Annotated in this window: 23 protein-coding genes; 14 read left to right on the top strand and 9 right to left on the bottom strand. The window is 71.6% G+C overall.

Features of this window, described 5'->3' with window-relative positions; translation table 11 throughout:
• The first annotated feature begins 116 nt into the window (after nt 1-116).
• From AMETH_RS24630 to AMETH_RS24620, 3 genes are read left to right on the top strand one after another with little or no spacing between them, the layout of a single operon-like run.
• Complete coding sequence (locus AMETH_RS24630; RefSeq protein WP_017983841.1) at nt 117-1,607, top strand: FAD-dependent oxidoreductase; 1,491 nt, start codon at nt 117-119, stop codon at nt 1,605-1,607.
• On the top strand, nt 1,532-2,668 hold the full coding sequence (locus tag AMETH_RS24625) for a carboxylate-amine ligase (protein WP_017983840.1): 1,137 nt from the start codon (nt 1,532-1,534) through the stop codon (nt 2,666-2,668). Before AMETH_RS24630 ends, AMETH_RS24625 begins: the two co-directional genes overlap by 76 nt.
• Nucleotides 2,669-2,709: 41 nt before the next feature.
• Entirely contained in the window at nt 2,710-3,696 is a 987-nt protein-coding gene (locus AMETH_RS24620; protein ID WP_038532343.1) for an iron-containing redox enzyme family protein, read from the top strand.
• Nucleotides 3,697-3,734: 38 nt separating this feature from the next.
• On the opposite strand, the gene AMETH_RS24615 is transcribed toward AMETH_RS24620, so the two are convergent.
• Genes AMETH_RS24615 through AMETH_RS24600 form a run of 4 tightly spaced genes read right to left on the bottom strand, consistent with a single transcriptional unit; the run spans nt 3,735 to nt 5,805 of the window.
• Nucleotides 3,735-3,938, bottom strand: a complete 204-nt coding sequence (locus AMETH_RS24615; protein WP_017983838.1) for a CDGSH iron-sulfur domain-containing protein — start codon at nt 3,936-3,938, stop codon at nt 3,735-3,737.
• Nucleotides 3,916-4,572, bottom strand: a complete 657-nt coding sequence (locus tag AMETH_RS24610; protein WP_026153333.1) for a HemK2/MTQ2 family protein methyltransferase — start codon at nt 4,570-4,572, stop codon at nt 3,916-3,918. The genes AMETH_RS24615 and AMETH_RS24610 overlap by 23 nt, the downstream gene beginning before the upstream one ends.
• A gap of 28 nt (nt 4,573-4,600) precedes the next feature.
• Nucleotides 4,601-5,605 carry a DNA topoisomerase IB gene (locus tag AMETH_RS24605; protein WP_017983836.1) on the bottom strand — a complete coding sequence of 335 codons (1,005 nt, stop codon included), beginning with the start codon at nt 5,603-5,605 and terminating at the stop codon, nt 4,601-4,603.
• A 5-nt stretch (nt 5,606-5,610) separates the two neighbouring features.
• A complete protein-coding gene (locus tag AMETH_RS24600) occupies nt 5,611-5,805 on the bottom strand; it encodes a DUF2795 domain-containing protein (RefSeq protein ID WP_017983835.1) in 195 nt (64 codons plus the stop codon).
• Between the two features lie 100 nt (nt 5,806-5,905).
• Between AMETH_RS24600 and AMETH_RS24595 the strand changes: the two genes are divergently transcribed.
• From AMETH_RS24595 to AMETH_RS24585, 3 genes are read left to right on the top strand one after another with little or no spacing between them, the layout of a single operon-like run.
• Entirely contained in the window at nt 5,906-6,481 is a 576-nt protein-coding gene (locus AMETH_RS24595; protein WP_017983834.1) for a TetR/AcrR family transcriptional regulator, read from the top strand.
• Nucleotides 6,482-6,509: 28 nt separating this feature from the next.
• Nucleotides 6,510-7,262: a DUF427 domain-containing protein gene (locus AMETH_RS24590; protein ID WP_017983833.1), complete on the top strand. Its 753-nt coding sequence runs from the start codon at nt 6,510-6,512 to the stop codon at nt 7,260-7,262.
• 10 nt (nt 7,263-7,272) lie between these two features.
• On the top strand, nt 7,273-7,983 hold the full coding sequence (locus AMETH_RS24585; protein ID WP_017983832.1) for an MBL fold metallo-hydrolase: 711 nt from the start codon (nt 7,273-7,275) through the stop codon (nt 7,981-7,983).
• 192 nt (nt 7,984-8,175) lie between these two features.
• Here AMETH_RS24585 and AMETH_RS24580 read toward each other — a convergent pair whose 3' ends face one another.
• From AMETH_RS24580 to AMETH_RS24570, 3 genes are read right to left on the bottom strand one after another with little or no spacing between them, the layout of a single operon-like run.
• On the bottom strand, nt 8,176-9,282 hold the full coding sequence (locus AMETH_RS24580) for a glycerate kinase (RefSeq protein WP_017983831.1): 1,107 nt from the start codon (nt 9,280-9,282) through the stop codon (nt 8,176-8,178).
• Entirely contained in the window at nt 9,279-9,761 is a 483-nt protein-coding gene (locus AMETH_RS24575) for a hypothetical protein (RefSeq protein WP_017983830.1), read from the bottom strand. Before AMETH_RS24575 ends, AMETH_RS24580 begins: the two co-directional genes overlap by 4 nt.
• Complete coding sequence (locus tag AMETH_RS24570) at nt 9,758-10,528, bottom strand: alpha/beta hydrolase (RefSeq protein WP_020486721.1); 771 nt, start codon at nt 10,526-10,528, stop codon at nt 9,758-9,760. The genes AMETH_RS24575 and AMETH_RS24570 overlap by 4 nt, the downstream gene beginning before the upstream one ends.
• Nucleotides 10,529-10,714: 186 nt before the next feature.
• Between AMETH_RS24570 and AMETH_RS24565 the strand changes: the two genes are divergently transcribed.
• Together AMETH_RS24565 and AMETH_RS24560 are read left to right on the top strand one after the other, a co-directional pair.
• Nucleotides 10,715-11,476, top strand: coding sequence for a lysophospholipid acyltransferase family protein (locus AMETH_RS24565; RefSeq protein WP_017983828.1), 762 nt, complete (start codon nt 10,715-10,717; stop codon nt 11,474-11,476).
• Between the two features lie 71 nt (nt 11,477-11,547).
• On the top strand, nt 11,548-12,048 hold the full coding sequence (locus tag AMETH_RS24560) for a polyadenylate-specific 3'-exoribonuclease AS (protein ID WP_017983827.1): 501 nt from the start codon (nt 11,548-11,550) through the stop codon (nt 12,046-12,048).
• Between the two features lie 225 nt (nt 12,049-12,273).
• On the opposite strand, the gene AMETH_RS24555 is transcribed toward AMETH_RS24560, so the two are convergent.
• Complete coding sequence (locus AMETH_RS24555) at nt 12,274-13,359, bottom strand: 3-deoxy-7-phosphoheptulonate synthase (protein ID WP_017983826.1); 1,086 nt, start codon at nt 13,357-13,359, stop codon at nt 12,274-12,276.
• A 255-nt stretch (nt 13,360-13,614) separates the two neighbouring features.
• Between AMETH_RS24555 and AMETH_RS24550 the strand changes: the two genes are divergently transcribed.
• The 6 genes from AMETH_RS24550 to tesB all read left to right on the top strand — a co-directional run bounded on the left by AMETH_RS24550 (nt 13,615) and on the right by tesB (nt 20,208).
• Entirely contained in the window at nt 13,615-14,640 is a 1,026-nt protein-coding gene (locus tag AMETH_RS24550; protein ID WP_017983825.1) for a 6-phosphofructokinase, read from the top strand.
• A gap of 129 nt (nt 14,641-14,769) precedes the next feature.
• Nucleotides 14,770-15,963, top strand: coding sequence for a glycoside hydrolase family 18 protein (locus AMETH_RS24545; RefSeq protein WP_017983824.1), 1,194 nt, complete (start codon nt 14,770-14,772; stop codon nt 15,961-15,963).
• Nucleotides 15,964-16,258: 295 nt separating this feature from the next.
• The gene (locus tag AMETH_RS24540) at nt 16,259-16,927 is read left to right on the top strand and encodes a DUF2461 domain-containing protein (RefSeq protein WP_017983823.1); all 669 of its coding nucleotides are present in this window, start codon (nt 16,259-16,261) and stop codon (nt 16,925-16,927) included.
• Between the two features lie 45 nt (nt 16,928-16,972).
• Nucleotides 16,973-17,746 (top strand): class I SAM-dependent methyltransferase, encoded by a 774-nt coding sequence (locus AMETH_RS24535; protein WP_017983822.1) that lies wholly within the window; start codon nt 16,973-16,975, stop codon nt 17,744-17,746.
• A 74-nt stretch (nt 17,747-17,820) separates the two neighbouring features.
• Nucleotides 17,821-19,245, top strand: a complete 1,425-nt coding sequence (pyk, locus tag AMETH_RS24530) for a pyruvate kinase (protein ID WP_026153332.1) — start codon at nt 17,821-17,823, stop codon at nt 19,243-19,245.
• 24 nt (nt 19,246-19,269) lie between these two features.
• Nucleotides 19,270-20,208, top strand: coding sequence for an acyl-CoA thioesterase II (gene tesB / locus AMETH_RS24525; protein ID WP_017983820.1), 939 nt, complete (start codon nt 19,270-19,272; stop codon nt 20,206-20,208).
• Between the two features lie 33 nt (nt 20,209-20,241).
• Here the strand turns inward: tesB and AMETH_RS24520 are convergent, their stop codons facing one another.
• Nucleotides 20,242-20,607, bottom strand: a complete 366-nt coding sequence (locus AMETH_RS24520) for a hypothetical protein (RefSeq protein WP_017983819.1) — start codon at nt 20,605-20,607, stop codon at nt 20,242-20,244.
• Nucleotides 20,608-20,738 lie beyond the last annotated feature (131 nt).

The following is a 20,738-nucleotide window of genomic DNA, read 5'->3' as shown; positions in this document are numbered from 1 at the left end:
TTTAAAGATCAAAAGATAGTCCTCGCCGGACGGGCAGGCTCCGGGATGACCACCCAGCTACCTTGGGGCGGGATCAGGGCGCGTTTCACGCGCCCTCACCTGGGGCAATCTGGGCCGTGAGCATCGAGCTGCCTGAACCGCGTTCCCTGTGGGTGGACACCGCGCCGGCGCCGGGCCGGGCTGGGCGGGATCTGCCCGCCGAGGCGGACGTCGTCGTCATCGGGGCCGGTATCGCGGGTCTCACCACCGCCTACGGGCTCGCTCGTGCCGGCAAGTCGGTCGTGGTCCTGGAGGCGGCCCAGGTCGCCTCAGGCGTCTCCGGTCACACCACCGCGAAGCTGTCCGCCCAGCACGCCCTCAAGTACGCCACCCTCACCTCCCGCAAGGGCAAGCCCGCGGCCACGAGGTACGGGCGCGCCCAGTTGGAGGCGATCGAGTGGGTGGCCCGCACGTCGTCCGAACTGGGCATCGAGTGCGGCTTCCGCAGGCGGGACAGCTTCGTCTACTCCACCGACAGCTCCCAGCTCGGCAATCTCCAGCAGGAGGCCGACGCCGCCGCCGAGGCCGGGCTCCCGGCGGACCTCGTCGAGCACGTCGACCTGCCGATCACCACCGTCGGCGCCGTCCGGTTCGTCGACCAGGCCCAGTTCCACCCGCGTCACTGGCTGCTCGGCCTCGCCGACCACATCGAGCGGCTCGGTGGGCGCGTCATCGAGCGGGTCCGGGCCCGCAAGCTAGACGAACGGCCCTCGCCGATCGTGCACACCGATCGCGGCCGGATCAAGGCCCGGGACGTCGTCGTGGCCACCCACTACCCGATCTTCGACCGCGGCCTGTACTGGGCGCGCCTCGACATCACCCGTGACCTGGTCGTCGCAGGCGTCGGGGAGGCGCCGCCCGGCATGTACCTGGACGCGGTGACCCACCGGTCCATCCGCGGCCACACCGAGGGCGACCGCCACTACATCATCGTCGGCGGCGAGCACTACCGCACGGGCGAGCCGGTCGACGTCGAGGCCCGCTACCGGCGTCTCGCCGAGGCCGCCACCACTTTCGGCGTCACCAAGGCCACCCACCGGTGGTCCGCGCACGACATGACCACCCTCGACCACGTGCCCTACATCGGCCGTTACCACCCGGCCACCCACCACGTGTGGGTGGCGACCGGATTCGGGCAGTGGGGCATGACCGGCGGCACCTCCGCCGGCCTCGTCCTGACCGAGCTGATCACCGGCGGCGACCACCCCGCCGCGAACCTCTACGACCCGAACCGCTTCGACCTGAAGTCCTCGGTCACCCTCGCCGAGGACGGGGCCAAGGTCGGCAAGCAGTACGTGGCCGGCTACACCCGCGCCCTGACCTCGACCGCCGGCGACCTCGCCCCCGGAACCGCCAAGGTGTCGCGCCGCGGCGCGGACGTCGTCGCCTCCTACCGCGGCGAGGACGGGCAGCTCCGGGAGGTCAGCGCCCGCTGCACCCACCTCGGTTGCGTCGTCGCGTTCAACAACGCCGAGAAGACCTGGGACTGCGCATGCCACGGATCGCGATTCGCCACGGACGGCTCGGTGATCCAGGGCCCGGCGACCCGCCCGCTGCCGCCGGCCTGACCCTCGGCGTCGAGGAGGAGTTCCTGCTCCTCGACCCCGCCACCGGCGCGACCCTGCCGCGGGCGGCCGGGATCCTGGCCGCGGACCCGCCGCTGCCGCCCGGGGCCAGACTGCACCGCGAGCTGCGCGCCACCCAGGTGGAGGCCGCGACCGGCGTGTGCACCGGCGCACGGCAGCTGCGCGAACAGCTCGTCCGGAGCCGCAAGGCCCTCACCGACACGGCCCGCCTGCACGGCGCGGTCGTCGCCTCCTGCGGCACCCCAGTCCTGTCCGGACCATCCACATCGGACAACCAGGATGGCCGGTTCGGGGACATCGACCGGATCTACCGCGGCATGGTCGCCGACTACGAGGCGTGCGGCTGCCACGTCCACGTCGGCGTGCCGGACCCGGAGACCGCGGTCGCGGTGATGAACCACCTGCGCCCGTGGCTGCCGACGCTGCTGGCGCTGTCGGTGAACTCGCCGTTCGACCACGGGCGCGACACCGGCTACGGCAGCTGGCGCATGGTGCAGCAGTCCCGGTTCCCCGGCGCCGGGATCCCGCCGTACTTCCCCGACCTCGCGGCCTACCGCGCCGAGGTGCGGCGGCTGGTGGACTGCGGCGCGCTCGTCGACGAGTCGATGTCGTTCTGGCTCGTCCGGCCGTCCACAGCGTTTCCGACGCTGGAGTTCCGCGTCGCCGACGCCGCATCCACTGTGGACGAGGCGGTGTTGCAGGCCGTGCTGTCCCGTGCCCTGGTGCGGCGCGCGCTGGCCGCGGACACCGCGCCGCCCGAGATGTCCGAGCAGGTCGGCGCGGCCGCGCTGTGGGCCGCCGCCAGGGACGGCATCGACGGCGAGGGGGTGCACCCGTTGCAGGCCCGCCGGGTGCCGGCCTGGGAACTGGTCAAGGAGCTCGCCGGGTTCGTCGCACCCGCCCTGGACGAGACAGGGGACCGGGACCTGGTGGCGATCGTCCTGGAACGCCTGCGCCACGAGGGCAGCGGGGCCCGGCGCCAGCGCAAGGCCGTCGCGGGCGGCCTGCCCGCCCTGCTCGCCACCCTCACCAACCAGGGTTGACAGCCGCCGGGCAGGGGTAACCGTGCGTCGTGACGACCGCCATGACGCTTTCGGCTGCCCTCCCGGCGGCCAGGGGACCGCTGTCCGAGGCCGTGATCGAGGCACTCGGCCGCGACGAGCGCGGGGACTTCCCGGAGCTGCCGGAGACCGCGGACGCCGACCCGTTCGGCGACGACCTGCAGCTCGCCCTGCACGTCTGCTACGAACTGCACTACCAGGGGTTCACCGGGGTCGCCCCGGAGTGGGAGTGGGATCCCGACCTGCTGCGCCTGCGCGCCGCGATGGAGCGGGTGTTCCTGGCCGCGCTGCGCGCCAACACCCCTTGCGGCGACGACGTCGAGGAGGCGCTCGCGCCGCTGCTCGTCGAGCCGGTCAACGGCACCGGCCTGTCGCACTTCCTCGCCGCCGACGGCACCTGGGACCAGGTCCGCGAGTACTTCGCGCTGCGCTCGATCTACCACCACAAGGAGGCCGACCCGCACGCGTGGGTGATCCCGCGGCTGCGCGGCAAGCCGAAGGCGGCGCTGGTGGCCGTGGAGTTCGACGAGTACGGCGGCGGTCGCGCCGACCAGGTGCACGCCCAGCTCTACGCCGACCTGCTCGACGGCGCCGGGCTGAACTCGCAGTACCTGCACTACCTCGAGCACGCCCCGGCGTGCATGCTCGCGGTGGTCAACATGATGTCGTTGTTCGGCCTGCACCGGCGGTTGCGCGCCGCGCTGGCCGGGCACTTCGCCGCCGCCGAGATCACCACCGCGCCCAGCGCCCAGCGCATGGAGAAGGCATTGCGGCGCCTCGACGCCGACCAACGCTGCCGGTACTTCTACACCGAGCACATCGAGGCCGACGCGGTCCACGAGCAGGTCATGCGCCGGGATGTCCTCGGCGGACTGCTGGCGACGGAACCGGAACTGGCGGGCGACATCGTGTTCGGCATCCAGGCCACCGACCTGGTGGAGCAGCGCTTCGCCCACCACGTGCTGGGCGCCTGGCAACAGGGCCGCAGCGCGCTGCGCAAACCCTTGTAGACAGCGGAGGAGCGGCGGACCCGATCCGCCGCTCCACGTCAGTTCCGCACCCGCTTGCGATGGCTCGTGTCGCAGAAGGGGTACCGCTTGCTGCGGCGGCACGCGCACAACGCCACCACGAACCGGTCGGAGCGCGCGACCGTGCCGTCGGGCATCTCCAGCTCGACGGGCCCCTCCACGAGCACCGGCCCGCCGTCGACGAGCGTCACCTTGCGGGGTTCAGCGTTCCGTCCGGTCGGCACGGATCACCACCAGTTCCTCGTGTCGCTGGCCGGGTGCGATGAGCCCGGCGCGTTCCAGGAAGTCGGCCCTGCCGCGCAGCACCGGGCCGAACGGCTCGATCGTCCGCGCCACCACGGAGGTCTTCAAGCCGTTGTCCCGCAGCGTTTCCACCGTCTGGCGGATCCCGCAGAGCGACGAATGCACCACCAGCATCGTCCCGCCGGGGGTGAGCAGGTCGTAGGCCCGGTCGCACAGGCAGTCCAGGTGCTTGCGCCCGTCCGCACCCGCGTCCCAGGCCAGCGCGGCACCGTCCGGATCCGCGTCGGACTCGCACGGCACGTAGGGCGGGTTGGCCAGCACCACGTCGAACGGCGCGCCGTCGATGGCCTGCGCGAGGTCGCCGTGCCGGACCGCCACGGGCAGGCGGCGCACCCGCGTGTTGAACCGCGCGCTCAGCACGGCGGGCAGGTACCGGTCTACGGCGGTCACGCTCGCCGCTCCATTGCGGACCGCGGCGATCGCCAGCGCGCCGGTGCCCGTGCACACCTCGAGAACCCGCGCGCCCGCCGGCAGGCGCGCTTCCCGCATCGCGCGCATCAGCAGCCAGGTGTCCGCCTGCGGCCGGTACACCCCGGGAAGTCTCAGCAGCTTCACCTGTTGCAGGTACCACCGGCAGGAGAAGTCAAACTCCGCGCAGGAGACGGATGACGGCCCGCTCCAGCACCTCGCGGTCCTCGTCACCGCGGACGCCGCCGATCCGGCGCACGGCGGAGGCGATGGTCTTGCCGATCGCGTGCGCCTCGACGATCCTCGGGTCTACATAGGACTTCCGGCACACCGCGGGGGTGTTGCCCAGTTCCTCGGAAACCTGGCGCATCACCGCGGCCTGCGTGCGTTTCAGTCCGCGCTGGGACTTCACCTCGTCGGCGGCGGCGAACGCGGTGGCCGCGAGGACGGTCGCGTTCCACGTCCGCAGGTCCTTGACGGTGAACTCGTCACCGACCATTTCCTTGAAGTGCTCGTTGATCTCGTCGGCGTGGACCTCGTGCCACCCGTTGGGTGTGCGGTAGACGAACAGCCGGTCGCTGCCGGTGCGCGACCTGCGCAGCGCCTTGACCGTCGCGGCCAGGTCGGGGTCGGTCAGCGTGATGTTCCGTTCGATCCCGCCCTTGGCGGGGTAGCTGAACCTCAGTTCGTCCCGCTTCACGGTGACATGCTCACGCAGCAGCGTCGCCGCCCCGTAGGTGCCGTGGTTCTCGGCGTACTCCTCGCTGCCGACCCGGAACACGCCGCGGTCGATCATCCGCAGCGCGGCGGCCAGCACGCGCTCGCAGCCAAGGCCCGGCCGGGTCAGGTCCTCGGCGATCCGCTGCCGCCACTTCGGCAGCCGTTTCGCCAGTTCGACGACGCGCTCGTGCTTCTCCTCGTCCCGCGCCCGGCGCCAGCGGTCGTGGTAGCGGTACTGGCGGCGGCCCGCGTCGTCGGTGCCCACCGCCTGGATGTGGCCGTTCGGGTGAGGGCAGATCCACACGTCGCGCCACGCGGGCGGCACGGCGAGGCTCTTGATCCGCTGCAGGGTTCCCTCGTCGCGCAGCGGCTCCCCCTCGGGGGTGAAATACCGGAAGCCACGGCCGCTGCGCTGCCGCCGGATCCCGGGTTCGGAGAGCTTGCTCTTGCGCAGTCGCATCGCCGTCAGGTGATCCGGGCACAGGCGCTGGTGACGGCCTCGAGGTCCGGGTAGGTGGAGTCCGGGATCGCGCCCAGGTGCCCGAGCGTGCTGTCGTCCGCGCCGTGCGCGGTCGCCTGCCGGATCAGCTCGGCCCGGCCGCAAGGGAAGTCCACTTCGGACAGCAGGGCGTGGAGTCGGTCGGGGTCGGGCGTGGTCATGGTCGCCGGTTACCCCCGGTCCACCCCCGCAAACGGCCGATCAGACCGGTCTGTCCGGACGGTACCGAACGCGGTTTTGCCGGGTTATCATCGGCGCGCCATGACCACCACCCTGCCAGCCGGTGCCCGTGAGCGGATCCTGGAGACCGCTTACCAGCTCTTCTCGCGCCGCGGCATCCGCGCGGTGGGTGTGGACGAGGTCATCGCACGCTCGCAGGTCGCCAAGGCGACGCTGTACCGGCACTTCCCGTCGAAGGACGACCTCGTGCTGGCCTTCCTCGACCGGCGCGAACAGCTGTGGACCGTCGGGCTGATCGAACGGCAGGCCCGCGCCCGCGGCGCGACGCCGGAGGGCAAGCTGCTCGCGATCTTCGACGTGCTCGACGACTGGTTCCGCTCGCCGGCGGACTTCGACGCGTGCGCGTTCGTCAACGTCCTGCTCGAAATGGGCGCCGACCACCCGCTCGGCCAGGCCTGCATCCGGCACCTGGACACCCTCCGCGGCATCGTGGCCGGCCTGGCGCGGGAGGCAGGGCTGGCCGAGCCCGAGGACCTCGCCCGCTCCTGGCACCTGCTGATGAAGGGCGCGATCGTCTCCGCCGCCGAAGGTGACGCCGACGCCGCGGTGCGGGCCCGGGAAATGGCGCGCGACCTGCTGGCCCGGCACCGGAAATAAGCCCGCGCCCGGCGTGGTTGCGACCGGTATGACAACCGATGGTCGTGGCCGGGTCCGGATCGAGCCGGGCGCCAAGCGGGTACGGGCGGTCTTCGGCGGCCAGGTCGTCGCCGACACGCTGCACCCGCTCATGGTGTGGGAGGTCCCGTACTACCCGGTCTACTACGTCCCGCGCGAGGACGTGCGCAGCGAGTACCTGGTCGCCACGGGGGAGACGGCGCACTCGCCGAGCCGTGGCGACGCCGACGTGTTCACCGTGCGGGTGGGCGACCGCGAGGCGGCCGGCGCGGCGCTGGGCTACCAGGACTCGCCGTTGGAGGCGCTGAAGGGGCACGTGCGGCTCGACTTCGCCGCCATGGACTCGTGGTTCGAGGAGGACGAGGAGATCTTCGTGCACCCCCGCGACCCGCGGACGCGCGTCGACATCCTCGCCAGCTCGCGGCACGTGCGCATCGAGATCGACGGCGTGACCGTGGCCGAGTCCCGCAGCCCGCGGCTGCTGTTTGAGACCGGTCTGCCCACGCGGTACTACTTGCCTAAGACCGACGTCCGGCTCGACCTGCTGGAACCCAGCGACACGATCACCCGGTGCCCGTACAAGGGCGAGGCCTCGTACTACTCGGTCCGCGTCGGCGACCGGTTGCACTCCGACGTGGTCTGGTACTACCGGTCCCCGCTGCCGGAGAGCCAGAAGGTGCAGGGGCTGGTCGCCTTCTACGACGAGAAGGTCGACGTGTACCTGGATGGGGTGAAGCAGGAGCGGCCGAAGACGAAGTTCTAGTCTTCGGGGCATGTCCGACCGCTTGTACTTCCGCCAGCTGCTGTCCGGCCGCGACTTCGCGGTGGGCGACCCGGTGGCCACCCAGATGGTCAACTTCGCCTACCTGATCGGCGACCGGGAGACCAGGGAGGCGGTGGTCGTCGACCCGGCGTACGCGGTGGGGGACCTGCTGGACGTGCTGGCCGCCGACGACATGCGCTTGACCGGGGTGCTGGCCACGCACCACCACCCCGACCACGTCGGCGGCAGCATGATGGGCTTCACGCTGGCCGGGCTGCCCGAGCTGCTGGCGCGCGAGTCTGTGCCGGTGCACGTGAACCGCAACGAGACGGAGTGGGTCCAGCGGGTCACCGGCGTGTCGGCGACGGACCTGACCGGGCACGACCACGACGACGTCGTGGAGGTCGGCGCGGTGTCGATCCGGCTGCTGCACACGCCCGGCCACACCCCCGGCAGCCAGTGTTTCCTGGTCGACGGCCGGCTCGTCGCCGGGGACACCCTGTTCCTGGAGGGCTGCGGCCGGACGGACTTCCCCGGCGGCGACGCCGAGGCGATGTACCACAGCCTCCGGTGGCTGGCGGACCTGCCGGGCGACCCGGTGGTCTACCCCGGGCACCAGTACTCGGCCGCGCCGTCCGCGTCGCTGTCGTCGGTGAAGGAGAACAACTTCGTCTACCGCCCCCGCAACCTCGACGAGTGGCGCACGATGTTCGGCGGCTGAGACCTGGTTGGAGGCGACTTGCGGGCCGGTGCGGGTAGCGGAACCTGAGGCGGCCCCTGGCTGTTGGATCGCCTCCTCATGAATGCCAATTCACCACGTCGGCGCTGTCCTCGCCAGGAACCACCTCAGAACCCGCGGCGGTGCCGGTTGACGGCCCACTGCAAGCGGCTTCCGCCGCTTATGAAACAGAAGCTAGAGGTACTCCCGCGCCACCCGTTCGGCGAGCCGCTCCAGCAGGGGCCCCGGTTCGGTCAGGCAGCGCTGCACGTCCGGTTCGATGGCCGTGAGTCCGTAGGCCGCGGTGAAGCCCGCTGACCGGAGGGTGTCCGGTGAGAGCGTGTTGCGCCCGGCTAGCGCCACCACCGGGATCCCGCGCTCAGCGGCCGCCGCGGCGATGCCCGCCGGGCCCTTGCCGCGCAGCGTCTGCTCGTCCAGGGAGCCCTCGCCGGTGATCAGCAGGTCCGCGCCAGGCAGCTTCTCGGTCAGCCCGGTCAGCTCCAGCACCACGTCGATGCCCGGCCGGAACGACGCCCCGAGCATCGCCAGCGCGTAGCCCGTCCCACCGGCCGCGCCCGCGCCCGGCACGTTCGCCACGTCGACCCCGGACCCCCGCACGACCTCGGCCAACTGCCGCAGCGCCGACTCCAGCAGCTCGACGTCCTCCGCCGAAGCGCCCTTCTGCGGCCCGTACACCGCCGCCGCGCCGTGCGGGCCCAGCAGCGGGTTGTCCACGTCGCTCGCCACCAGCAGTTCGACCTCGCGCAGCCGCGGGTCCAGCCCGTCCAGGTCCACCCGCGCCAGACGCCGCAACGCGGCCCCACCCGGCGGCAGCTCCGCACCGTCGGCGTCCAGCAGCCGCGCGCCGAGCGCCCGCAACAGCCCGGTGCCGCCGTCGGTGCTCGAACTTCCGCCCAGTCCCAGCACGAGCCGGGAGGCACCGGCGTCCAGCGCGGCTCGCATCAGCTCGCCGACCCCGAGTGTCGTCGCGGTCAGCGGCGCCAGCTCGTCCAGCAACGCCAGCCCGGACACCGCCGCCAGCTCGATCACCGCTGTGTCGCCCCGGCGCGCGTAGCCCGTGTCGACCGGCTCGCCGACCGGTCCGCTGGCCCGCGCCGGCACGAACGCGAAGCCCGCGGCCACCGCGGCGGCCACGGTGCCGTCGCCGCCGTCGGCGATCGGGCATTCCAGCACCTCGACCCCGGCCCGCCCGCGCCGCAGCCCGGCCGCGATCGCGGCGGCCACCGCGTCGGCGGCCAGCGTGCCCTTGAACTTGTCCGGCGCTACGACGACCCGCGTCACACCTGCGCCCCGTCGCCGTCCGGCGGGCCCTGCTTGACGCGCAGCAGCAGCAACGCGATCGCGATGGCCAGCGCCAGGATCCCGAGCGGGGTCGCGACGGTGGTGCTCACGCCGATCACGCCGGGCATGATCAGCAACAGCAGCCCGACGACGAAGAACAGCAGCACGACGAACGCGCCCTTGCCCGGCCGCGGCAGCGGTGGCGGCTCCGGCGGCACGTAGTGCTCGTCGTCCCCGGATCCGGCCGGGTCGTCGCCCAGCACGGTGTCCTCCCAGGGGGTGCCGCCACCGCGCCAGCTCGCTTCGGCGGCCGGTTTCTCCGGTTCGGCGGGCTCCTCCGGCTCGGCCCGTTCGGGCCGCGCGGGCGCCCGTTCGGCCTCGACGTCGTCGATCAGACCGACCCCCTCGGCCCGCAGGTCCGCGACGATCGCCGCGAAGGTGGCGTCGACGTCCTCGGGGTCGGGTACGCGTGAGTTCATCGGGCCCCCACCTGCCCCGGGTCACGGACCGCTTCCACGAATTCGACACTACGCCGGAAGATGAGCGGCGCGTCGTGGTCCAGGGTCGCGACGTGGAAACTCTTCTCCAGCACCACTTCCGTCACGTCCCGGCTGCGCACGTTGTCCAGCACGATGCGCGCGTTCTCGGGTTCCACGACGTGGTCAACGAGCGAGTGCATCAGGAGCAGCGGTTGCGTCACCAACGGCAGGTCGGCCCGCACGAGCTTCCACAGCCGCGCCAGGCTCGCCGCCGCCCGCACCGGCACCCGGTCGTAGGCCAGCTCGGTGACGCCGGGCTTGGCGATGTCGTTCGCGACGCCCCGCGACCACGGCACCACCCGGGACAACACGGGCAGCAGCTTGGTGTCCCAGCTCAGCCGCGTGACGGACGGGTTGACCAGCACCAGCCCGGCGACCGCGCCCCCGTGCTGCCGCGCCAGCCGCAGCGCGAGCGTGCCGCCCATCGACTGGCCGAACACGAACACCGACTGGCACCGTTCCCGCAGCTCCAGGAACTCGCGCTCGACCGTGCCATACCACTCGGGCCAGCCGGTCTTGTTCATCTCCTGCCACGTCGTGCCGTGTCCCGGCAGGCGGGGCAGCCGCACGGTGAAGTCCCGCGCGGCGAGGTGCTCGGCCCAGCCCCGCAGGCTCTGTGGCGTGCCGGTGAAACCGTGGCACAGCAGCACCCCGACCTCGGCCGAACCGGTGTGCGCGAACGGTTCCGCACCGGCGAGCACAGGCATGGCATCCGCCCTTCTCCTCCAACGCGGACCCATCGTCGCATGCCCCGGGCCGCTCCGGGACCGCCCGTCGCACGACGTCCCCGGGCTGTGACCTCCCGCCCACTGCGGGTGCGGCCGTTGTGCGGTTGGACGGCGTTTCCTACTCTGGATCAGGCAGGCTGTTCGGGCAGGTTGGAGGGCGTTCCGGTGGTTTACCGGTTGCTGAAGTACGTGCTGCTCGGGCCGTTGCTCCGGCTCCTGTGGCCCACGAAGGTGACCGGGGTGGAGAACGTCCCGGAGACCGGTGGCGCCATCCTCGCCAGCAACCACCTCGCGGTCGCCGACTCGTTCTTCATGCCGCTGCGCGTCAAGCGCCGCGTCACCTTCCCGGCGAAGCAGGAGTACTTCACCGAGAAGGGCGTCAAGGGCACCCTCAAGAAGTGGTTCTTCACCGGCGCGGGCCAGATCCCGATCGACCGTTCCGGCGGCTCGGCCGCGCAGGCCGCGCTGGACACCGCGATCCGGCTGCTGCGTGAGGGCAACCTGCTCGGCATCTACCCGGAGGGCACCCGCTCCCCGGACGGCCGCCTGTACAAGGGCAAGACGGGTGTCGCCCGCGTCGCGCTGGAGGCCGGTGTGCCGGTCGTCCCCGTCGCCATGATCGGCACCGACAAGGTCAACCCGATCGGCTCGAAGATGTGGATCCCGCGGCGGTTGGAGATCCGGTTCGGCAAGCCGCTGGACTTCTCGCGGTACGCGGGCCTGTCCGGCGACCGGTTCGTCGAGCGGTCCATCACCGACGAGATCATGTACGCCCTGATGGAGCTCTCCGGCCAGGAGTACGTCGACATCTACGCGGCGAAGGCCAAGGAACTGATGGCCGCCGAGGCCGCAGGGGTGCGCGCGGTGGTGCCTGCACAGAGTGGCCTGCCCGACGCCGACCGGGTACCGGAGACCAAGGCCGGCTGAGCCGCCCACCAATCGCCCGGCCACCACCCCCTGGTCGAGGCGCTTCGCGCCGCAGTGCTTAGGGTGCCACGGTGCGTTTCTTCTACGACACCGAATTCATCGAGGACGGCGTGACGATCGACCTGGTGTCGATCGGTGTCGTGGATGAACGGGGACGCGAGTTCTACGCGGTCTCCACCGACTTCGACCCCGCCAAGGCCGGCCCGTGGGTGCGCGAGAACGTCCTGCCGAAGCTGCCCTCGCCCGCGGACAAGGCGTGGCGGAGCCGGGCCCAGATCCGGGCCGACCTGCTGGAGTTCTTCGGCCGGCCGCCGGGCGGGATCGAGCTGTGGGCCTGGTACGCGGCCTACGACCACGTCGCGCTGGCCCAGCTGTGGGGCACGATGCCCGAGCTGCCGCGCCAGCTGCCCCGGTTCACGCGCGACCTGCGGCAGCGGTGGGAGGACGTGGGCAAGCCCAAGCTGCCCCTGCCGCCGCCGAACGCGCACGACGCCCTCGCCGACGCGCGCTTCAACCTGGAGCGCTGGCGCATCATCGACGAGGTACGCCGCCGCAAGGGCTACCCGGCCTAACCAGGCCGACAGGAACCCAGCAACGCAGGCCAGCCACCCCCCAACCACCCCACTCCCGCAACCCGATCCCCAGCCGAATCAGTTGCCGAGCAGTCGGGTCAAGGCACGCTTTCCCGCCTTGACGCGACTCCTCGGCAACCGAACACTGAAAGATCGGGTTCGGGAGGGCTCAATCGGGGCGTAGCGAAGCGGAGCCGGCGATCGAGAAACCCGCGTAGCGCCCCCTCACCGCCGAGCGGCCACCGCCTCCGAGAGGCGGTCCAGCAGCTCACCCGTGCTGCGCCAGTCCAGGCACGCATCGGTGATCGACTGCCCGTAGGTCAGCTCGCCCGCGTGCCCCAGCACCAGGTCCTGCCGCCCGGCCTCGAGGAAGCTCTCCAGCATGATCCCGGCGATCCCGCGCTCGCCGGCGGCGATCCGGTCCGCGATCTCCCCGGCCACCACGCCCTGGCGGACGTGGTCCTTGCCGCTGTTGCCGTGGCTCGCGTCGATGATCACCCGCTCCGGCAGCCCGGCCTTGGCCTGCCGCGCGAGCGTGTCGGCCACCGTCGCCGCGTCGTAGTTCGGGCCTGCGGAACCGCCGCGCAGGATGACGTGGCAGTCCGGGTTGCCCGCCGTGGTGAACAGCGCCGCCAGGCCGTCGTTGTTGATGCCCGCGAACACGTGGCTCGCCGCCGCCGCGCGGGTCGCGTCCACCGCCACCTGCACATCGCCCTCAGTGGAGTTCTTGATCCCCACCGGCATGGACAGCGCGCTGCACAGCTGGCGGTGCACCTGGCTGGCCGCGGTCCGCGCGCCGATGGATCCCCAGCTCACGGTGTCGGCGATGAACTGCGGCGTGATCGGGTCCAGGAACTCGCACCCGACCGGCAGCCCCAGTGCGGAGATGTCCAGCAGCAGCTTGCGCGCCATCCGCAGGCCCTTGTTGACGGCGTAGCTGCCGTCCAGGTCCGGGTCGTTGATGAGGCCCTTCCAGCCCAGCGTGGTGCGTGGCTTCTCGAAGTACACCCGCATGATCACGTGCAGTTCGTCGCGCACACCGGCGGCGTGCTCGGCCAGCCGGTGGGCGTAGTCGAGGGCGGCCGCGGGGTCGTGCACCGAGCAGGGGCCGACGACCACGATGAGGCGGTCGTCGTCGCCGTGGAGGATGTCGACGGCCGACGACCGGCCATGCGCGACGGTCTTGGCGATCGCCGCGTCCACCGGCAGCTCCTGCCGCAGCAGGGCGGGGGAGATCAGCGGGCTGACGCCGAGGGTGCGCTGGTTGTCGAGGCCTTCGGAAATTTCCGCGGGGCCTGCGCTGAGAGACATGTGCGGGGGTTCCTTTCGGTGACCGGCCCGCGCGAGTCCCTGACGAGCCGGTCGATCATCCGGCTCCAGGGTGGAAGGTCAGCGCGCAGCAAGGCCGCCGGCTGGCCCACCCAGGGCCGGCCCGCTAAACCAGAAATAGCGCTGCACGTCCGACACCCTAGCAGGCCCTCCTGCCGCTTTACCGATCAAGGGTGACTACCGCTACTCTGGCGGTCGCCAGGTGTGACCAGCACAACTTTTCGGAGGTCTGATCAGATGCGTGTCGGCGTGCTGACCGGTGGCGGCGACTGCCCCGGGCTCAACGCGGTCATCCGCGCGGTGGTCCGAAAGGGCATCGAGGCGCATGGGTGGGAGATCGTCGGCTTCCGCTCCGGCTGGCGCGGCCCGCTGACCGGGGACAGCCGTCCGCTCGGTCTCGACGACGTCGAGGAGATCCTGATCCGCGGCGGCACCATCCTCGGCTCCTCGCGGACCAACCCGTACAAGGAGGAGGGTGGCGTCGAGAAGATCCGCGCCGTCCTCGCCGACCAGGGCGTCGACGCGCTCATCGCGATCGGCGGCGAGGACACCCTCGGCGTCGCGAAGAAGCTCACCGACGACGGCATCGGCGTGGTCGGCGTGCCCAAGACGATCGACAACGACCTCGCGGCCACCGACTACACGTTCGGCTTCGACACCGCGGTGCACATCGCCACCGAGGCGATCGACCGGCTGCGCACCACCGCCGAGTCGCACTACCGCGCGATGGTCGTCGAGGTCATGGGCCGTCACGCGGGCTGGATCGCACTGCACGCCGGCCTGGCCGGTGGCGCCAACGTCATCCTGGTCCCGGAGCGGCCGTTCTCCGTCGAGCAGGTCGTGGAGTGGGTCGAGCGCCGCTTCGAGAAGATGTACGCGCCGATCATCGTGGTCGCCGAGGGCGCGGTGCCGGAGGGCGGCGCCGAGGTGCTCCGGACCGGGGAGAAGGACGCGTTCGGCCACGTCCAGCTCGGCGGGGTCGGCACCTGGCTGGCCGACGAGATCGCGGAGCGCACCGGTAAGGAGTCGCGCGCGGTCGTGCTCGGGCACACCCAGCGCGGCGGCACGCCGACGGCTTACGACCGGGTGCTCGCGACCCGCTTCGGCCTGCACGCCGTGGACGCGGTAGCGGACGGCGACTTCGGCACGATGGTCGCGCTGCGCGGCACCGATATCGTCCGGGTCAAGCTCGCGGAGGCGACCGCGGAGCTGAAGACCGTGCCGCCGGAGCGCTACGAGGAGGCCGAGGTCTTCTTCGGCTGAGATTGCTAGGGGTGCGACGGGACCGCCGTTGCGCCCCTACTTTCGTCGTACAGATTGGTCTGAACCATTGTCCGAGTGGTCCAGTCCTCTTACCGTGCGGATGTCCCCTTCGGCCCCCAGGGAGGCATCATGCGCAGACTCGCTCTCGCGTTCGGCGGCTTGTTCGCCGCGCTCCTCATGACGGTCACCGCCGCGCCGCCCGCGGCGACCGCGGCGCCCGTCGGCAAACTGCTCGGCTATTTCGCCGAGTGGGGCGTCTACGACCGGGCGTACTACGTCAAGAACATCCACACCAGCGGGTCGGCGGCCAAGCTGACCCACATCAACTACTCGTTCGGCAACGTCACGAACGGGCAGTGCACCGTCGGCGACAGCTACGCCGCCTACGACATGGCCTACACCGCCGCGAACAGCGTGGACGGCGTCGCCGACACATGGGACGCCGGCGCGCTGCGCGGCAACTTCGGGCAGCTGCGCAAGCTCAAGCAGATGTACCCGAACCTGAAGGTGCTGTGGTCCTTCGGCGGCTGGAACTGGTCCGGCGGGTTCGGCCAGGCCGCGCAGAACCCGGCCGCGTTCGCCGAGTCCTGCTACAACCTGGTCCACGACCCGCGCTGGGCCGGCGTGTTCGACGGCATCGACATCGACTGGGAGTACCCGAACGCGTGCGGCGCCACCTGTGACACCAGCGGCGCGGGCGCGTTCACGAACCTGATGTCGGCGCTGCGGTCGAAGTTCGGCGGCGAGCTGGTGACCGCCGCGATCACCGCGGACGGCTCGTCCGGCGGCAAGATCGACGCGGCGGACTACGGCGGCGCGGCGCGCTACGTCGACTGGTACAACGTGATGACCTACGACTACTTCGGCGGCTTCAGCCCGGCCGGCCCGACCGCGCCGCACTCGCCGCTCACCTCCTACGACGGCATCCCGGCCGCGGGTTTCTACTCCGACGCGGCGATCCAGAAGCTCAAGTCGAAGGGCGTGCCGGCGAGCAAGCTGTTGCTGGGGATCGGGTTCTACGGTCGCGGCTGGACCGGCGTCACGCAGGCCACCCCGGGCGGCACCGCGACCGGCCCGGCGCCGGGCAAGTACGAGCAGGGCATCGACGACTACAAGATCCTCAAGACGCGCTGCCCGTCGACCGGCACGATCGCGGGCACCGCGTACGCCAAGTGCGGCTCGGAGTGGTGGAGCTACGACACCCCGGCGACCATCACGGGGAAGATGAGCTACGCCAAGAGCCAGGGCCTCGGCGGCGCGTTCTTCTGGGAACTCTCCGGCGACACGGCCGACGGGGAACTCATCACCGCGATGAACTCCTAGCCCGGCGGGGAACCCGCCCGGTGCAGCTCGCCGGGCGGGTTCTCCCGTGCCAGACGGAAGATCTCGGCCAGCACGCCGGTGTCGAGGTCGGCCAGCCGCTGGAAGCGGATGCAGCTCTTGCCGATCGAGGCCTTCGGCAGCCGTAGCCGAGCATCCCAAACGCCGTCGTCGGCGCCAGTTCGGGCACCGTCTCCCGGATCAGCTCGTGCAGCGCCCGGATGTTGCTCCGGTGCGGCTCGTCGAGCGCGTCGATGTAGCTGTCAGGCGTGTCCATCCTGAGGATTATCGTGGCGCCGTGACGAAGTTCGCCGGATTCGGAGAGCACGCCGTCGAGTTCTACGACGGTCTGGAGGCCGACAACTCGAAGCCGTACTGGGAGGACCACGTCGAGGTCTACCGGTCGGACGTGCGCGGCCCGATGGAGGCGCTGCTCGCCGAGCTGACGCCGGAGTTCGGGCCGGGCTTCGGCGAAGGCAAGGTGTTCCGCCCCTACCGCGACGTGCGGTTCTCCCACGACAAGACGCCCTACAAGACCCACTGCGGCGGGGTCGTCGAGCAGGGCCGCGGCGGCGGCGCCTACTACGTGGAGGTGTCGTCGGCGGGGTTGCGCGTCGGCGGGGGCTGCTTCCACCTGCAGTCCGACCAGCTGGCGCGCTACCGGCAGGCGGTCGACACCGAGATCCACGGCAAGGCGCTGGCCGACATCCTCGCCAAGTTGCGCCGCGCCGGGTGGGCCATCACGGGCGACGTGATGAAGACCAAGCCACGCGGCTACCCGGACGCCCACCCGCGCCTGGAGCTGCTCAAACACCGCTCGCTGTACGCCGTGAAGTCCTGGGACCCGGACGACACCCTGCACGAACGCACCTGCCTGGACCGGGTCCGCAAGGCCTGGCGGCAGGTGCGCCCGTTCAACGAGTGGGCCCGCGACCACGTCGGAATCAGCGAGAAGCCGCGCCGCTGACGAAAGCCCCTTCACCGGCGCCCGCGCCACGAGCATCCTGGCCGGGTGAGCGACGCCGCCACCCACCAGCTCGCCGCCGAAGGCCCGGCGGCCTACGAGCGCTACCTGGTGCCGGCGTTCTTCGCCGAGTGCGCGCGGCAGCTCGTCGACCTCGCCGCACCGCAGCCGAATGACAGGGTCCTCGACGTCGCCTGCGGCACCGGCGTCGTCGCCCGCGCAGCCGAGCCGCTCGCCGCGGCGGTGACCGGCGTCGACGTCGACGAGGACATGCTCGCCGTCGCCCGGTCCAAGTCCTCCGGTGTCGGCTGGCTCCGCGGCGACGCCACCCGGCTCGACCTCCCGGACCACAGCTTCGACCTGGTCACCGGCCAGCAGGGCCTGCAGTTCCTGCCCGACCGCCCCGCCGTCGTGCGCGAGTGGCGGCGGGTCCTCGGACCCGGTGGCCGGATCGCCGTCGCGATGTGGCGCGACGCCCGCTTCCACCCCCAGTCCGCCGCCCTGTCCCGCGCGTTCGAGGACCACCTCGGCCCCGAGGCCGGCGCCGCCTTGCGGGCGCCGTTCGCCGGACCACGGCCCAAGGAGCTGCGTGCGCTGTTCACCGACGCCGGCTTCGCCTCCGTCCGCCTGCGCGTCGGGCTCGTGCCGGTCCGCTTCGGCTCGGTCGCCGAGATGGCCGAGCACGAGGCGAGCGCCACACCCGCCGCGCCGGCGTTCGCCGCCGCGACCGAGGAGACCCGCATCACCATCGTGGATGAACTGGCCGCCGAACTCACCGACTGGGTGGACGACGACGGTCTGACCTTTCCGTTGGTGACCTGACTGGTGAACGTTTCCTGAACCGTTCGAGAGATCGGTACAGACGTGCGCGCCGCAAGCGACTACGCTATTGGGACGTGAGCCGACGCGCGAAGATCGTTTGTACTATGGGCCCCGCGACCGCCACCGCGGACAAGGTGCGAGCCCTTGTCGACGCCGGGATGGACGTGGCGCGGCTGAACTTCAGCCACGGCAGCCACGGCGACCACAAGCAGGTGTACGACCTGATCCGGGAGGCCGCGGCCGAGACCGGGCGCGCGGTCGGCATTCTCGCCGACCTGCAGGGCCCGAAGATCCGGCTCGGCACCTTCGCGGGCGGCCCGGTCGAATGGCGCACCGGTGACGTCGTGCGCATCACCGTGGAGGACGTCGCCGGCACCCACGACCGGGTCTCGACCACCTACAAGGGCCTGGCCAAGGACGCCAAGCCGGGCGACCGCCTGCTCGTCGACGACGGCAAGGTGGGCCTGGTCGTCAAGGGCGTCGAGGGCCCGGACGTGGTGTGCGAGGTCACCGAGGGCGGCCCGGTCAGCAACAACAAGGGCGTCTCGCTGCCCGGCATGGACGTCTCCGTGCCCGCCCTGTCCGACAAGGACGTCGAGGACCTGGAGTTCGCGCTCGAACTGGGTGCCGACTTCATCGCGCTGTCCTTCGTCCGCTCGCCCGCCGACATCGACCTGGTCCACCAGGTGATGGACCGCGTCGGCAAGGGCCGCCGCCCGGTCATCGCGAAGCTGGAGAAGCCCGAGGCGGTCTACAACCTCGAAGCCATCGTGCTGGCCTTCGACGGCGTCATGGTCGCCCGCGGTGACCTGGGCGTCGAGCTGCCGCTGGAGCAGGTGCCGCTGGTCCAGAAGCGCGCCATCCAGATCGCCCGCGAGAACGCCAAGCCGGTCATCGTCGCGACCCAGATGCTCGACTCCATGATCAACAACTCGCGCCCGACCCGCGCCGAGGCCTCCGACGTGGCCAATGCGGTGCTCGACGGCGCGGACGCGGTCATGCTGTCCGGTGAGACCAGCGTGGGCCGCTACCCGATCGAGACCGTGCGGACGATGTCGCGGATCGTGGAGGCCGTGGAGGCCGACACCCCGGCGGTGCCGCCGCTGTCGCACGTGCCGCGCACCAAGCGGGGCGTCATCTCCTACGCGGCGAAGGACATCGGCGAGCGGCTCAACGCCAAGGCGCTGGTCGCGTTCACGCAGTCCGGCGACACGGTCCGCCGCCTCGCCCGGCTGCACACGCGGCTGCCGCTGCTGGCGTTCACGCCGGAGGAGAGCGTGCGCAGTCAGCTGGCGCTGACCTGGGGCACCAACACCGAGCTGGTGCCGTCGGTGGACTCGACCGACCGCATGATCAAGCAGGTCGACCGCGCGATGCTGGAGACGGGCCGCTACCAGGCCGGCGACCTGGTCGTCATCGTGGCGGGCTCCCCGCCGGGCACCGTCGGGTCGACCAACCTGATCCGCGTGCACAAGCTCGGTGAGGACGACCACGCCTGAGGTGCGCACCGTAGGCTTCTCCGCATGACTGAGCTGGCTCGGGACGCCGCCGCGGGACTGGACGTCCAGGAAGGCGCCGGCGGGCAGGCCGTTCTCGACAACCTCGTCGCGCTGCTCGACCTGGAGCGCATCGAGGAGGACATCTTCCGCGGGGTCAGCCCGCCGCACTCGCCGGTGCGGGTGTTCGGCGGGCAGGTCGCCGGGCAGGCGCTGGTCGCCGCCGGCCGCACCGTCCCGCCGGAGCGGCGGGTGCACTCGCTGCACGCGTACTTCATCCGCGGCGGCGACCCGCGGGTGCCGATCGTGTACGAGGTCGACCGCATCCGCGACGGCCGGTCGTTCACCACCCGGCGCGTGGTGGCGGTCCAGCACGGCAAGGCGATCTTCGCGTTGTCCGCGTCGTTCCAGAAGTCGGAGCCGGGGCTGGAGCACGCGGACGCGATGCCGGAGGTGCCGGACCCGGAGACACTGCCGACGTACGCCGAGCGGCTCGCCGAGTTCCCGCAGGCGCTGCCGGACGTGCGCAAACGCCCGCGCCCGATCGACATCCGGTACGTCAACGACCCGCCGTGGGTGACCCGGCAGACCGGGGAGCGGCCGGGTCGCAACCAGGTGTGGATGCGCGCGGACGGCGTGCTGCCGGACGACCACCTGCTGCACGTGTGCGTCCTGACCTACGCGTCGGACATGACGCTGCTCGACTCGCCGCTGGCCCGGCACGGCGTGTACTGGGACCTGGACCGCGTGCTGGGCGCGAGCCTGGACCACGCGCTGTGGTTCCACCGCCCCTTCCGCGCCGACGAGTGGTTCCTGTACGACACGGAGTCGCCCTCGGCGTCCGGCGGTCGTGGTCTCGCTACCGGCCGCTTCTTCAGCAGGGACGGGAAGCTGCTGGCGACGGTGGTGCAGGAGGGGCTGCTGAGGGTGCTGCCCCCGGACGGCCAGAGCGCGCGGCAGGACTGAGGTTCTGCCCCTGGCTCGGCTGGGGCGTGTCCCTCAGCCGAGCGGGCTGAGGGACGCCGTCCGCCTGCGGCGCAGGTGCTTGGCCCGCGGCCGCACCACGTCCTCGATCGCCGGGCCGAGACTGAGCTGCGCCGCCAGGTAGGCCCGGCACGGCGTCCGCCCGCGGCGGCGGAACAACAGGCGGGACGTGCGGCTGCGGCAGACCGGGCAGTGCCCGCGCGCGTCCGGGGCGTGCGTGGCCAGCGTGGCGCGCAGTGCCTCCACCAGGAGCGGGATCTCTCTGGCGGCGAGGTCGGCGGCCTGCTCGCGGTCGGCGAGGTCAACCGATCGGGCGAGATCGTCCAGCCGGCGCTGCACGGACGTCTGGAGTGGACCGACGATGGTGTCGCGGTCGAGCACGCCGCCTCCTGGGAAGATCTGGTTCGCGCGAGCCAGATTACCGCGGCATTATGCAATTTGCAGACCGCTAATCGCGGAAGATACCTCAACGGGGTGAGCCGGAGGCGCCGGGTTTTCGGATTCTGCTGGTT

This window comes from Amycolatopsis methanolica 239 (assembly GCF_000739085.1).
Classification (GTDB): domain Bacteria; phylum Actinomycetota; class Actinomycetes; order Mycobacteriales; family Pseudonocardiaceae; genus Amycolatopsis_E; species Amycolatopsis_E methanolica.
Note: the sequence above shows the minus strand (reverse complement) of the source record. Positions and strands in the feature narration are given on the sequence as shown.